Source organism: Paraburkholderia metrosideri, from assembly GCF_904848625.1.
GTDB classification, from domain to species: Bacteria; Pseudomonadota; Gammaproteobacteria; order Burkholderiales; family Burkholderiaceae; genus Paraburkholderia; species Paraburkholderia metrosideri.
Genome location: NZ_CAJHCP010000015.1, coordinates 25,400 through 38,777, shown reverse-complemented (window position 1 = coordinate 38,777; position 13,378 = coordinate 25,400). Strand labels below are relative to the sequence as shown.

Genomic DNA, 13,378 nt, shown 5'->3' with positions numbered 1-13,378 from the left:
CGCGTGCCGCCTTGTTTCGACGTTCAGTGGATCAGGGCGTGACGTCGAGCTTGAACCATTTGTCGGAGAGCTTTTTGACGGTGCCGTCGGCGAGTGCCTCGGTGATCGCCGTGTCGAATTTCGCTTTCAGATCCGGGTCCTGTTTGCGGAACGCGAGACCTTCGCCCGGTCCCCAGATCGGGCCGCCGATCTTCGGACCCGCTACGACGACCGACGCGTTTTCTTTGGTGTTGAGCGTGGCGGCGAAATAGGTCACGTCGTCGAACGACGCGTCGATGCGGCCATTGGCCAGATCGAGATCGCGTTCTGACGAGGTCTTGTAGACGCGAATCGTGGCCACGTCCTTGAAGCTCTCGGTGATGAACTTCGTGTAGACCGTGCCGGCCTGGAGGCCGATCGTCTTGCCCTTCAACTGCTTGCGCAATGCGTCGACGGTGGGCTGGTCAGTCTTCGGGTCGCCGGTCAGTTTGATGACGGTTGCGGTGGGCGCGGCCTTCGGCAGCACCTTCGGGTCGGTCACCGCGAAGGTGGCCGGCGTGGACGCGTAAGGCCGCGAGAACGCGATGATCTTTTCACGCTCCGGCGTGATGGAAATAGCGTCCATCAGCACGTCGAACTTGCCCATTTGCAGGCCGGGAATCATGCCGTCGAAGTCTTGTGACACCAGGTTGCATTGCAGCTTGGCGCGCTCACACAGATTGGCGACCAGTTCGGGTTCGAAGCCGCCGAGCTTGCCGCCCGGCAGCGTGAGATTCCAGGGTGCGTAGCCACCTTCGAGCGCGATCGTCACGGTTTTCCACTCTTTTGCGTGCGCCGGTGCCGCGAAACTCGCTGCGAAGCCGAGCAGGACGCTCATCACTGCCGTTGCTGCCGTTCTGCGCTTCACTTTCACGTCAAACTCCCTTGATTGAGGAAACCACCGAGTTGAATTTTTTAACCGCCGCTCATCTTGTATAGACAAGATTGCACGATTCAAAAACGCATCGCAAGAGGATTTGTCAGAACTTGCAGCATTCATCGGGTAAGTCCCTATGAATGGCTTTCTGTAAGGCTTAAGAGGAAATTTCCGATGAACGAAGGCCGTGCGGATGCATGATCACGTGTGCGACACGCGTGGCACTTTGTCTAGACAGGTTGCCAGAAATGGCGGCAGGAAAAGGCGTGGCTCAGAGCCGCGAATGTGCTACCAGACAAACGGCACAAAGCGGAAACGCACGCGCGTCATGTAGTCCGCATAACCGTCGAGTTCCGCCGCGAGCACGCGCTCTTCGCGCACGGCACGCCAGCCGATCCCGGCCACCAGCACGGGCACGAATGCGAGCCCCCACCACGAGCCGAGCAGCAACGGTGTGCCGACGAACAGCAGCAATGCCGCGCCGTACATGGGATGGCGCACCAGCGCATAAGGACCGCTGTCGATCACCTTATGCCCACGCCCCGTCTGGATCTTGACGACAGGCGCGGCATAGCTGTTTGCTTTGAACACGAGATAGCAGATGAAGAGGCACAGAAACACGCATAACGAGCCCAGGCTGACCAGCGCGACCGGCAACGGCGCGGACCAGCGCAAGCGCATTGCGTCGAGCGCCATCAGGATCAGCCAGCCACACCATACGAGCGCGACGCCAACCATGAAGAGGCGGTCCCAGCGGCTTTGCTGCCGCTGCACGATCGGCGCAAGACGTTCGGCGAGCAGGCCGGGATCGTGACGCGCGAGCCATAGTCCGATTCCCAGGCTCAGGCCGCCCACTTCGATCAGGTACCACCACGCGGCCGGCCACGCGAGCGTGCCCGCCGCGCCGAACAGCAGCGCGCCCATGCCGATCAGCCAGACCACTGTTTGCAGAATGAGGCGCGCGATCATCGCGAAGATCCGTTATGCGTTACCGGTTCATGCACTACCGGTTCATGCGTTATGCGGTTCGTGTCGGCGCATGCACGCGCGCGAACACCCTGGCTGTGTCGATTTCACCCGTATTCAATCCGAATTGATCGCGCAGACACTCGGCGAATTCGTCGGCGCTCGTGATCTGCCGTTCGCTGAGGAGTTCGCCGTCTGCGGCGCGTTCGCTCAGTTGATCGTTGAACAGCGCGATACGCGCTTCGGGCATCACGCGGCAGACGATTAGCGTGCTCAGGAAAATCGAATCGGGTGCCGTCGACGTGTACCAGTTCGACGTTTCGTAGTCGATCCATTCGACCGGGTGCAGATCGAAGCGATAAATCCGCGCCCAGCTTTCGTCGCGAAGCTGCACTTCGAGATTGAGCGCATCGTGCGACGCATCGGCGAGGCGGAAGATGCCCAGTTGCGTGTGCTGCGCGACACCCGTGGTCAGACGCAACGGCGCGGTCAACGTCACGCTGCCGAAACCGACGTCGGCAATCCAGGCTTCGCCGCCGATGTCGATCCGCAGAACCATATGCGTGCGCGGCGGCACGGCGTCGTCCTCACGCCCCCACAGCACGCGCGCGAGCAACGGCGTGACGCTGAACCCCAGTTGCGTCAGCACGTTCGCGAACAGCGCATTCTGTTCGAAGCAATAGCCGCCGCGCCGGTCGCTGACGAGTTTTCTTTCGATCGATTCAAGGTCGAGCCTGACCGCCCTTCTGGTGAACGGACTCAGGTTCTCGAACGGAATGGCTCGGGGGTGCAGCGCGTGAATGGCCTGAAGGACGTCGAGCGTGGCTGCGCGTGGGCCTTCGTAGCCGATGCGGGCGAAGTAGTGTTCCAGATTCACGTTGTATGACATCGGCATGGTCTCCGCTGGGGATTGGATTGAAATGGAATGAGTTGAACGAGTGGCAATGAGTATGAGCGCCGGGCAGCCCGAACGCCCGCCTGCGCCGCGGTATGCCAATCAGCCCGGCGGTTTGGGACATGATCATAGCGGCTTTTTTTTGTCGGCCCGGGATGCCGGATTCCAGGTGGTTTTATATCGCCGCTTTACGCCAGCTATTCACTTCATCACCTGCGCCGCGCGATCACCGGAACACTCCACCGTTGCGCTGGCGCCTCGACTTATATCAGACCACAAGCCTTCCTTTTTATTACGCTCACATTCCATTCGCATTACGTACAAATAGCCTTTCGTTGTATTGGCTCAACAAAAAATTACATGACAGTAATATTGATGCGAATCGTTCTCATTTGGGTTGACTCTCGCATTCCGCATGCGTACGATCCCGTCAATCTGCTGTAACGGCTTCCTGTTACGGCTTAAGGAGAATAGTGCGGCGTACCACGCGGCGAGGGTCAGGTAGGTCGATACAACACCAATAAGGAATCCGATGAAATTCGCCCAACTGAAAAGAAACGCCGCCCAGGCGCATTCATTGCACGATCCCTCGACGCACAGACGCGCTGCTCGCCGTACGCGTTTACCCTCCCTCCGCCAGGCCGCGATGTGCACGGCGTTCGCATGGGCGTCGCTGACCGCGGCCGCCGCGATGGCCGAAGCCAATCCCGACGCCGTGTCCGACACATCCGAGGCCGACCTGAAGATTCAGGCCGCGCAGACCAGTCAATGGACCGGCGTGTGGAATCGCCAGCAACTGCTGGGCGACATAGGCGGCCTGCGTCCGTGGCTTGGCAAGTATGGCGTGACGTTTGCGCTGACCGAGACCAGTGAAGTGCTCGCCAACCTGCGCGGCGGCCTTGCACGCGGCGCAGATTACGATGGCCTGACAACCGCCACGGTCCAGATGGATACGCAGAAGGCATTCGGCTTGCCGGGCGGCCTGTTCAACGTCAGCGCATTGCAGATTCACGGCGCGAACCTGAGCGCCAACAAGCTGGGCACACTGAATACGGCGAGCGGGATCGAAGCCGATGACGCCACCCGTCTGTGGGAATTGTGGTACCAGCAATCGTTTTTGAACAAGCGCGTCGACGTGAAGATCGGTCAGCAAAGTATCGACCAGGAATTCATTACGAGTACGTACTCGGCGCTGTTCCTCAACACGATGTTCGGCTGGCCGGCGTTGCCGTCGTACGACATGCCCTCGGGTGGTCCCGCGTATCCGCTGTCGGGTCTCGGCGTGCGCGTGCGCGGCCAGATCACACCTTCGTTGACCGCGTTGGCCGGCGTGTTCTCCGGCGATCCGCTCGGCAACAACCCGAACAACATGAGCGGCACCAATTTCAACCTGCACAACGGTGCGCTGTGGATCGGCGAGTTTCAATACGCGATCAACCAGCCCTCCGACGGTGAAATGGTCGGCATGGGCGGCGGCGGTTTGCCCGGCACGTACAAACTCGGCGTCTGGTACAACACGAACCAGTTCGCGGATCAGCGCTTCGACACGCTCGGTTTGTCGCTGGCGAATCCGGCGTCGAACGGTATTGCCGCGAATCACAGCGGCAACTACAGTATTTATGCAGTGGCCGACCAGATGATCTGGCGACCGGACCCCGACGAGCCGCGCAGTCTCGGCGTATTCGCCCGCGTGATGGGCGCGCCGAACGACCGCAATCTGGTTTCCTACGCGGCCAATCTCGGCCTCGTGCTGAAAGCGCCGTTTGCCGGCCGCGACAACGATAGCGCGGGCCTCGCGCTGACGTACATCAAGGTCAGCAATACGGTGAAGGGACTCGATCAGGACACGCAGGCGTTCACCGGCGGCCCGTATGGCGTGCGCACCAGCGAAACCGTGCTCGAAGCGACCTATCAGTATCAGGTTAATCCGTGGTGGCAGTTGCAGGCCGATGCGCAGTACACGTTTAACGCAGGCGCCGGCCAGAATCCGAACGACCCGACGCAACCGCTGCGCAATACGTTTGTCATCGGCGTACGGACTAATATCACGTTCTGATGCGATTCGTGCCCGACCCGCACGCTACCGATCTATCGAAATCAAAAAAGCTTTCATCATGACTTCACTCCCCGATTTGTGCGCTTGCACGGAGACTCAATCGTGAACCATTCCACGCGCAAATTTTCGCCGCGCGCCGTGCGCGGCCATGTCAGAAATCTGCTGGCGGTCGCCGCCGGCGTCGCCACCCTCGCGACGGTGAGCGCCGCGTACGCCGAGCCGCAAGGTTTCCTCGAGACCATCAAGCATCACACCACGCTGATCAACACCGTGCCCACTAACGGCGACCAGAACCCGTACGCGGTGGTCGTCGCGCCGGTCACGGCGGGCACCGTCAAGCAGGGTGACGTGCTGATCGGCAACTTCAATAACTCGACCAATCTGCAAGGCACCGGCAGCACGATCATCAACTATCGTCCGGATACGAAGCAGATGACCACGTTCGCCACCGTGCCGCGCGACCTGAAGGAATGCCCCGGTGGCATCGGTCTGTCCACGGCGATGACGATGCTGAAATCGGGCTTCGTGATCGTCGGCAGCACGCCGAGCAATGACGGCACCACCGGCACCAAGGGCGCGGGCTGCCTGATCGTGCTCGATTCGCAGGGCAAGGTGGTATCGACCATCACGAGCCCGAACATCAACGACCCGTGGGGCAACATGGCGGTGGTCGACAACGGCACCAGCGCGACGCTGTTCGTCAGCAATGCGGGCTTCGGCGTGGGTGGCGCGGAAGGCACGCCGCCGGTGTTCAAACAGGCCACCGTGCTGCGCCTGGATCTCGACATTCCGGCCGGCAAGCCGCCTGTCGTGAAGAACGAAACGGTGGTGGGCAGCGGCTTCGGCGCGCAGGCCGACAAGGGCGTGTTCCTCGTCGGCCCGACCGGCCTCGCGTTGTCGAACGATCAGAAACTGCTGTTCGTGTCCGACGCGATCGGCAACCGCATTACCGAAATCGACGAGCCGATGACGCGCGACACGAGCGCGGGCGTAGGCCGTCAACTCACCGCCGACGGCCTGTTGCACCGCCCGCTCGCGATGGTCACCGCGCCTAACGGCCACCTGCTGGTGACCAATGCGCTGAACGGCCAGATCGTCGAGATCGACCCGGCCACCGGCAAGCAGCTTTACGCGCGCTGGATCGACACGGACAAGGCACAATCGCCTCCGGGCAACGGCGACCTGTTCGGTCTCGCGATGACACCCGAAGGCGACGGTTTCTACTACGTGCAGGATGACGTGAACACGCTGGTCCTGGCGAAGTAGGCGCAAGCCGACGGGTCAGATGAAGATGAAGGTGAAGTAATCATGGCAAACGACCAACCCCCGCGCCCGTCACGGCGCGGCTTTCTGAAAGCGGGCGGCGCTGCGGTAGCCGCTGGTGCGAGTCTCGGCGCGGGTCTTGCGCCGCAGGCCGCGCTCGCGAAGGCGCCCGCTCATCTCGCCGATCCGCAACTGGCTGTCGAGCCGTTCTACGGACTGCATCAGGCCGGCATCGTCACGCCGCAGCAGAGCCACACCTATGTCGCCGCGCTCGACCTGACCACCGACAAACGCGACGAAGTGATCGCGCTGCTGCGCACGTGGACCGAAGCGGCCGCCCGTCTCACGCAGGGCGGCACGGCCGCTGCGCTGCCCACCGGCGACGCAGGCGACAGCAAGCCCGCGCCCGATTCCGGCGACGTGCTCGGCCTCGGCCCCAACGGGCTGACCATCACGTTCGGTTTCGGCCCGGGTCTCTTCACCAAAGACGGCAAGGACCGCTACGGCCTCGCTGCGCGCCGCCCTGCCGCGCTGGTCGATCTGCCGCGCTTCAACGGCGACCAGTTGATCCCCGAGAAAACTGGCGGCGATATCTACATTCAGGCTTGCGCGAACGATCAGCAGGTCGCGTTTCACGCGGTCCGGCAACTGACGCGCCTCGCTTACGGCACCGCGGCGATGCGCTGGGGCCAGTCCGGTTTCCTGTCGGGTCCGCGCGGTCAGACGCCGCGTAATCTGATGGGCTTCAAGGACGGCACCAACAACCCGTCCACCGCGAAACCCGAACTGATGAAAGAGTTCGTGTGGGCTGGCGCAACCGCCGACGCACCGTGGATGGAAGGCGGCACCTATACGGTCGTGCGCCGCATCCGCATCACGATCGAACACTGGGACAACATGGAGCTCGGCTTCCAGGAACAGGTGTTCGGGCGTCACAAATACAGCGGCGCGCCGATCGGCAGGCAGAACGAGTTTGACGCCGTCGATCTGAAGGAAGAGGACAAGGACGGCAATCCGGTCATTCCGGAAAACTCGCACGTGCGTCTGTCGAATCAGGCGAGCAACGACGGCGCGCAGATTCTGCGCCGCTCGTATTCGTACAACGACGGCACGAACTTCTATATCGAGCGCTGGCCGCCATGGCGCCAGGAAACGGAATACGACGCGGGGCTGATTTTTGTCGCGCACCAGAGCGACCCGCGCAAGGGCTTCATTCCGATCAACGACCGGCTCGCGAAGTTCGACATGATGAACCAGTTCACGACCCACGTCGGCAGTGCGATTTTCGCCGTGCCGCCGGGGGCGAAGCCTGGCTCGTATATCGGCGCGGGGCTGTTCGAGACGTAACATGCCCGTGCTATAAGCAGCGGGCAGATTTACCAACAACCAATCACCATCACAACGGACGTCTGGAACATGGCTTATTCCTCGTTTGGCACCCGCCTGCGTATTCTGAGCGGCGCGGCTGCGCTCACGCTGAGCGCTTTTGCTGCGATGCCATCGGCCGCCCATGCCGATTCGATCACGCTGTACAACGCGCAGCACGAACAGGTCGTCAACCTGCTCGCCAAAGACTTCGAAAAGCAGTCGGGTACCTCGGTGAGAATCCGCAACGGCGAAGGCCCGGCGATGGCCGCGCAGATCGTCGCGGAAGGCGCGGCCACACCCGCCGATGTCTACTTCACCGAGAACTCGCCGGAACTGATGCTGCTCGAAGAAAAGGGCCTGCTGAACAAGGTGGATAGCGCGACGCTTGCCACCGTGCCGACGCGCTTCAGTTCGCCGACCGGCTCGTGGGTCGCCGTGACCGCGCGTGAAAACGTGCTCGCGTACAACACGACCAAACTGCAACCGTCGCAGTTGCCGCAGTCGCTGTTCGATCTCGCCAAGCCGGAGTGGAAAGGCAAGGTCGGCATTGCACCTAGCGACGGCGACTTCCTGCCGCTGGTCAGCGCCGTGCTCGCCTTGAAGGGCGAAGCGCAGACCGTGCAGTGGCTGAAGGGCCTGAAAGCCAACGCGCAGATTTTCGACGACGACGAAGGCGTTGTCGCTGCGGTGAACCGCGGCGCGGTCGCGACGGGTCTGATCAACAACTACTACTGGGCGCGTCTGCATGCCGAAATCGGCGATGGCAAAACCCGTAGCGCGATCTATCACTTCGGCAACGGCGATGCCGGCGCATTGGTGAACGTGTCGGGCGCGGCGGTGCTGAAGTCCGCGCATAACCCGGCCGGCGGCCAGAAATTCCTCGCGTATCTGGTCAGCGACCGTGCCCAGCAGTTGATGGCGAACAGCCACGTGATGTTCGAATATCCGCTGCACGCAGGCGTGGCGCCCGATCCGATCCTCAAGCCGCTGGCCGACCTGACCCCGCCGTCGCTGACCATCGAGCAACTGGGTGACGACAGCCAGGCAGGCAAGCTGCTGCGTCAGGCTGGTCTGCTGTAAATGAGTGAAGCTCTGTCAGCCGGTCCACCGGCTGTCTCGACCGTCCCGGCGCGCGCCCGCTCGCGCGCGCCGCGCGGTCTGTTCGCGGCAGCAGCGTTCAGCGCTTTGCTGGTGTTGCTGCCGATTGCGTTTACGTTCTGGCGGGCCGCGAGTTTCGGTGTCGGCGAGGCGGTCGATCTGATCTGGCGGCCTCTGGTCGGCGAACTGCTGGTCAATACCGTGCTGATTACGGTCGCGACCACGCTGGTTTGCGCGGTGCTCGGCACCGCCGCCGCGTGGTTCGTCGAACGCACGCATTTGCCGGGACGCCGTGCGTGGGCCGTGCTGAGCGCCGCCCCGCTCGCGATGCCCGCGTTCATTTCGAGCTATGCGTGGGTGTCGCTGAGTCAGGATTTGCAGGACTTCAATGGCGCATTGCTGGTGCTCAGTTGCGCGTATTTCCCGCTCGTCTATCTGCCGGTGGCCGCCGCGTTGCGCGGGATGGACCCGGCGCTTGAAGAAAGCGCGCGCGCACTCGGTTGCAACCGCTGGAGCAGTTTCATTCGCGTGGTGCTGCCGCAATTGCGGCCGGCGTTGCTCGGCGGAATGTTGCTGGTCGCGCTCGGCGTGCTGTCCGAATTCGGCGCGTTCACGCTGCTGCGCTTTCATACGTTCACCACGCAGATTTACGCTGAATTCCGCACCAGTTTCGACGGCGGCGGCGCTTCGCTGCTCGCGTGCCTGCTGATCGTGATCTGCCTGATCGTGCTCGCGTTCGAGTTTCGGGTACGCGGCGCGGCGCGGTATGAACGCGTCGATCGCGGTACACGGCGCGCGGTGCTGCGTTATGAGCTTGGCGGCTGGCGCTGGGTCGTGGTCGCCGGCTTCGCGCTGCTGACCATCGTCACACTCGGCGTGCCGCTCGGCATGATCGGTTACTGGCTCACGCAGCCAGGCGCGGCCGCGGTCACGCCGGCTGATGTATCGCCTGAACTCCTGTTCAACGCGACGATTTCGTCGCTCGGCTTCGGCCTCGCTGCCGCGTTGCTGACCACGCTGCTCGTCGTGCCGCTCGCGTTCCTGCTGGTGCGCTATCCCACCCGTTTTGCGACGCTGTTCGAGCGCACGGTATTTCTCGCGCAGGGTGTGCCGGGGCTGGTGATTGCGCTGGCCATCGTGTCACTCGCGGTGCATGCGCTGCAACCGCTGTATCAAAGCGCGACGCTGCTGGTGGTCGCCTACGCGATGTTGTTCATGCCGATTGCACTCGTAAGCGTGCGCGCCGCCTTCATGCAGGCGCAGCCGCGACTCGAAGAAACCGCGCGCGCGCTTGGCCTGAGCTGGTCGCAAACCCTGTTTCGCGTGATGCTGCCGCTGGCCGGCCCCGGACTCGGCGCGGCGGCGGCGATGGTGTTTATCTCGGTGGTCACCGAACTGAACGCGACGCTGCTGCTGTCGCCACTCGATACGCAAACGCTCGCGACCCAGGTGTGGGCCGATACGTCGACGATGGCGTTTGCCGCCGCCGCGCCTTATGCGGCGTTGTTGACGGGCATTTCGCTGTTTGCGTCGGGCTTGCTGTTTGCGTTGCTCGGGCGATCGGCCCTGCTCGGTGAGCGCGGATGATCTTGCAAGTCAGGCTGCTTATTGCGACGGGGTTTTTCAACGTGGCGGATGCAAGTGGCAACGCAAGTGGCGACCCATGTGGCAACGCATTTGGCAACGCGGAGAACAACGCGCGTGCCAACGCGAACGGCAACACCGAAACCCATCACGCCAACCCGACCCACCCTCTGCATTCACGCGCTTTAACCATCGGAATTTCATGAGCGAACTTCGTATCCGCGGACTGCAAAAATCGTTCGACGGCGTTCCCGTGCTGCACGGCATCGATCTGTCCGTCGAACGTGGCACGCTGCTCGCGCTGCTCGGCCCATCGGGCAGCGGCAAGACCACGTTGCTGCGCCTGCTGTGCGGCTTCGAACGCGCGGATAGCGGCAGCGTCGAGATCGACGGCCGGCCGGTTGCAGGTGACAACCTGCATGTGCCGTCGGAGCAACGCCGGATCGGTTATGTGCCGCAGGAAGGCGCGCTATTTCCGCATCTGTCGGTCGCGGACAATATCGTATTCGGCCTGCCGCGTTCGCAACGACGCGCACGGCACCGCGTGGCTGAATTGCTCGAACTGGTTGGCCTGCCGGCGAATTTCGGCGAGCGCGCACCGCAGCAGTTATCGGGCGGACAGCAGCAGCGGGTCGCGTTGGCGCGCGCGCTGGCGCCGTCGCCGACACTCGTGATGCTCGATGAGCCCTTCTCTTCGCTCGACGCCGCGTTGCGGCTCGAAACCCGCCAGGCCGTGGCGAGCGCGCTGGCCGCGACCGGCGCGACGGCTGTGCTGGTCACGCACGACCAGTCCGAAGCGTTGTCGCTCGGTCATGAAGTCGCGGTGCTGTGGAACGGCCGGCTGATCCAGACCGCGACACCCGAGACGCTGTATCAGCGGCCGGTGACGCCAGAACTGGCGTCGTTTGTCGGCGAGGCGGTGCTGTTGCCGGGCGTCGTCGCTCAAGCTCGCGATCGCGCGAGTTGCGAGCTAGGTGAGTTGCCATTGACCGCGCCAATGGCCAGCGGCGCGGTCAACGTGATGGTGCGGCCCGAACAGATTCGCGTGCTGCGCGATAGCGAGACGTCGGCCGATGGGACCGTAGCGTATGACGCTGTCGTCACCGAAGTGACCTTCCAGGGACAGGATGCGGGCGTGGCACTGCAACTGCAATCCGGCTCGCAGACGATGGTGCGCGCACGCGTGCCGGGGTATCTGTGTCCACGGCCCGGAGAGCGGGTGCGGCTCTCGGTCGATGGGAATGTGACGGCTTATCCGCGCGGGTAAAGCGCATCAGCCGTCCCTACCTGCCTCCCTACCCGCCTCCCTTTGCCGCCCCTCGCAACGACAGGTCCTGCATCATCTGCGCGGCCAGATAATCGCAGGTCGGCCGGTCGGATTTGGCGCTGCGCGCCACCACGATCTCCAGCGGCTCGATCTTCGGCAGGCCTTGCGCTTCGCCGAGAATCGCAAGACGCGACGGCACGCTGCAACGCGTCAGCGCCACCACCGACAACCCTGCATCGACAGTCGCGACCAGCCCCATCAGGCTGGCACTGCTAAAGGCGGCCCGATAGCGGATCCGCGCGCCGTCGAGCGCCGCGAGCGTGTGCTGACGCGCGACACAGCCAGGCTCATAGAGACCCACCGGCAACGGCGACACCGCCAGCACCGGCGTATCCACCGAGGCCCCCGCCCACACCATCGGCTCGCTGCGCACGAACTCGCCGCGCAACTTCCGGTCGCGCGTGACAAAAGCGAGATCGATCTTGTTATCGGCGAGCATCGGCGCGAGCGACGTGCTTTGCGCGCAGACGATCTCGATCTCCACATGCGGATACAGATTCGAAAAGCGCCGCAACACCGGCGACAACAGCGACGACACGTAATCGTCCGGTGCGCCGAGCACCACGCGCCCGGTGACTTCGGGCCGCACGATCGCCGACCACGCTTCCTCGTGCAACGCCAGCACGCGCCGCGCGTATTCGAGCAGCGTATTGCCCGGCCGCGTCAGCGCAAGACTGCGCGTGTTGCGTGCGAAGAGCGTCGTGCCGAGCATGGTTTCGAGCCGCTTGATCTGCATGCTGACCGCCGCCTGCGACCGGTACACGGTCGTCGCCGCTTTCGTGAAGCTGCCGGTTTCGACCACCGCGACGAAAGTGCGCAACAGATCGACATCGAATTCGGGGTGCATGATTTATCAATTCAGCTTATGGAATTTCTCAATTTAATTCGTTTGTAGCGACCCGGCAAGCCGCGCAATACTGGGCCCACCATTTCACGGAGCCGCTTCGCATGTCCCTCACCTCACGTCAACAAGGCGCCATCACGCTGGCCAGCGGCGGGCTTCTGATGGGCACGATCGGCGTTTTCGTCGAAGAAGCGCGGCTGGGCGCGCTGACGCTGGTGTTCTTTCGCTGCCTGTTCGGCTTCCTGTCGCTGGCCGCCTATTGCGCGTGGAAGGGCTTCTTCACCCGAGCGCATTTCACGCGACGCACCCTCGTGCTCGCGCTGATCTCCGGTGTGTTGATGGTCACGCAATGGGTCGGCTTCTTCGACGCGATTCATCGCACGAGTATTGCGGTGGCGACCGTCGTGTTTCACGTGCAGCCGTTCTGGGTCGTGCTGATCGGCGCGGCGCTGTTTAACGAGCGCCTGGGGATGGACAGGCTTGGCTGGATCGCGACGGCGTTTGCCGGGCTGGTGCTTGCCTCCGGCGTCGCCGCTACCGAAAACTGGCAGGGACACACGAGTTATCTGATTGGTATCGGCGAGGCATTAGTCGGATCGTTGCTGTATGCAACGGTCACGTTGATTGCCAAAGGACTCGGCGATCTGCGCCCGCATCTGCTGACCCTCATGCAGTGCGCGGTCGGTGTAGTGTGTCTGCCGTTCATCGCGCCGCTGGCTTCTGTGCCTATCGGCCCGATGCAGTGGTTCTGGCTGGTCGGCATGGGCGTGCTGCATACGGGGCTGTCGTATGTGCTGATCTACGGCGCGTTGCCCAAGCTGACCACGCCGGTGATTGCCGTGCTGCTGTTCGTCTATCCGCTGACCGCGATTGTCGTCGATGCGGTGGTGTACGGCAGAGCGCTGTCGATGCCGCAACTCGCGGGCATGGTGCTGATCGTCGTCGCGAGTCTGGGGGTGAATCTTGGCTGGCCGCTGTTGTCGTTGCTGCGTTCCGGCGGCCGGGCGCGGCGGCATGCGGATTGAGCGGCGAATGGCGAGGGGCGAATGGCGGATGGCCACGCGTTGAAAACCTGCCCGCGC

11 protein-coding genes are annotated in these 13,378 nt (G+C 63.1%); 7 read left to right on the top strand and 4 right to left on the bottom strand.

All coding sequences use genetic code 11. The annotated features are described in order from the left end of the window. Positions 1–31: 31 nt before the first annotated feature. The 3 genes from LMG28727_RS28315 to LMG28727_RS28305 all read right to left on the bottom strand — a co-directional run bounded on the left by LMG28727_RS28315 (position 32) and on the right by LMG28727_RS28305 (position 2,750). Complete coding sequence (locus LMG28727_RS28315; RefSeq protein ID WP_236592446.1) at positions 32–892, bottom strand: transporter substrate-binding domain-containing protein; 861 nt, start codon at positions 890–892, stop codon at positions 32–34. Between the two features lie 291 nt (positions 893–1,183). After that, a complete protein-coding gene (locus LMG28727_RS28310; RefSeq protein ID WP_201645644.1) occupies positions 1,184–1,864 on the bottom strand; it encodes a methyltransferase family protein in 681 nt (226 codons plus the stop codon). A 49-nt stretch (positions 1,865–1,913) separates the two neighbouring features. Beyond that, on the bottom strand, positions 1,914–2,750 hold the full coding sequence (locus LMG28727_RS28305) for an arylamine N-acetyltransferase family protein (RefSeq protein WP_201645643.1): 837 nt from the start codon (positions 2,748–2,750) through the stop codon (positions 1,914–1,916). Between the two features lie 538 nt (positions 2,751–3,288). Between LMG28727_RS28305 and LMG28727_RS28300 the strand changes: the two genes are divergently transcribed. From LMG28727_RS28300 to LMG28727_RS28275, 6 genes are all read left to right on the top strand, one after another. Next, a complete protein-coding gene (locus LMG28727_RS28300; RefSeq protein ID WP_201645642.1) occupies positions 3,289–4,812 on the top strand; it encodes a carbohydrate porin in 1,524 nt (507 codons plus the stop codon). A gap of 102 nt (positions 4,813–4,914) precedes the next feature. Next, a complete protein-coding gene (locus LMG28727_RS28295; protein WP_407945879.1) occupies positions 4,915–6,078 on the top strand; it encodes an NHL repeat-containing protein in 1,164 nt (387 codons plus the stop codon). 42 nt (positions 6,079–6,120) lie between these two features. Then, entirely contained in the window at positions 6,121–7,422 is a 1,302-nt protein-coding gene (gene efeB / locus LMG28727_RS28290) for an iron uptake transporter deferrochelatase/peroxidase subunit (protein ID WP_201645641.1), read from the top strand. 69 nt (positions 7,423–7,491) lie between these two features. Beyond that, positions 7,492–8,523: an iron ABC transporter substrate-binding protein gene (locus LMG28727_RS28285; protein WP_201645640.1), complete on the top strand. Its 1,032-nt coding sequence runs from the start codon at positions 7,492–7,494 to the stop codon at positions 8,521–8,523. Beyond that, positions 8,524–10,128 (top strand): ABC transporter permease, encoded by a 1,605-nt coding sequence (locus tag LMG28727_RS28280; protein ID WP_201645639.1) that lies wholly within the window; start codon positions 8,524–8,526, stop codon positions 10,126–10,128. Positions 10,129–10,327: 199 nt separating this feature from the next. Further along, the gene (locus tag LMG28727_RS28275; RefSeq protein WP_201645638.1) at positions 10,328–11,392 is read left to right on the top strand and encodes an ABC transporter ATP-binding protein; all 1,065 of its coding nucleotides are present in this window, start codon (positions 10,328–10,330) and stop codon (positions 11,390–11,392) included. Between the two features lie 28 nt (positions 11,393–11,420). Here the strand turns inward: LMG28727_RS28275 and LMG28727_RS28270 are convergent, their stop codons facing one another. Further along, a complete protein-coding gene (locus LMG28727_RS28270; RefSeq protein WP_201645637.1) occupies positions 11,421–12,299 on the bottom strand; it encodes a LysR family transcriptional regulator in 879 nt (292 codons plus the stop codon). A gap of 101 nt (positions 12,300–12,400) precedes the next feature. Here LMG28727_RS28270 and LMG28727_RS28265 point away from each other — a divergent pair, with 101 nt between their 5' ends. Beyond that, complete coding sequence (locus LMG28727_RS28265) at positions 12,401–13,321, top strand: DMT family transporter (protein ID WP_201645636.1); 921 nt, start codon at positions 12,401–12,403, stop codon at positions 13,319–13,321. Positions 13,322–13,378 lie beyond the last annotated feature (57 nt).

What these genes read in the sequence shown, in the direction of transcription:
- LMG28727_RS28310 (WP_201645644.1), bottom strand. Translation starts at nt 1,864, where the DNA reads ATGATCGCGCGCCTCATTCTGCAAACAGTGGTCTGGCTGATCGGCATG.
- efeB (WP_201645641.1), top strand. Translation starts at nt 6,121, where the DNA reads ATGGCAAACGACCAACCCCCGCGCCCGTCACGGCGCGGCTTTCTGAAA.
- LMG28727_RS28275 (WP_201645638.1), top strand. Translation starts at nt 10,328, where the DNA reads ATGAGCGAACTTCGTATCCGCGGACTGCAAAAATCGTTCGACGGCGTT.
- LMG28727_RS28280 (WP_201645639.1), top strand. Translation starts at nt 8,524, where the DNA reads ATGAGTGAAGCTCTGTCAGCCGGTCCACCGGCTGTCTCGACCGTCCCG.
- LMG28727_RS28270 (WP_201645637.1), bottom strand. Translation starts at nt 12,299, where the DNA reads ATGCACCCCGAATTCGATGTCGATCTGTTGCGCACTTTCGTCGCGGTG.
- LMG28727_RS28285 (WP_201645640.1), top strand. Translation starts at nt 7,492, where the DNA reads ATGGCTTATTCCTCGTTTGGCACCCGCCTGCGTATTCTGAGCGGCGCG.
- LMG28727_RS28305 (WP_201645643.1), bottom strand. Translation starts at nt 2,750, where the DNA reads ATGTCATACAACGTGAATCTGGAACACTACTTCGCCCGCATCGGCTAC.
- LMG28727_RS28265 (WP_201645636.1), top strand. Translation starts at nt 12,401, where the DNA reads ATGTCCCTCACCTCACGTCAACAAGGCGCCATCACGCTGGCCAGCGGC.
- LMG28727_RS28300 (WP_201645642.1), top strand. Translation starts at nt 3,289, where the DNA reads ATGAAATTCGCCCAACTGAAAAGAAACGCCGCCCAGGCGCATTCATTG.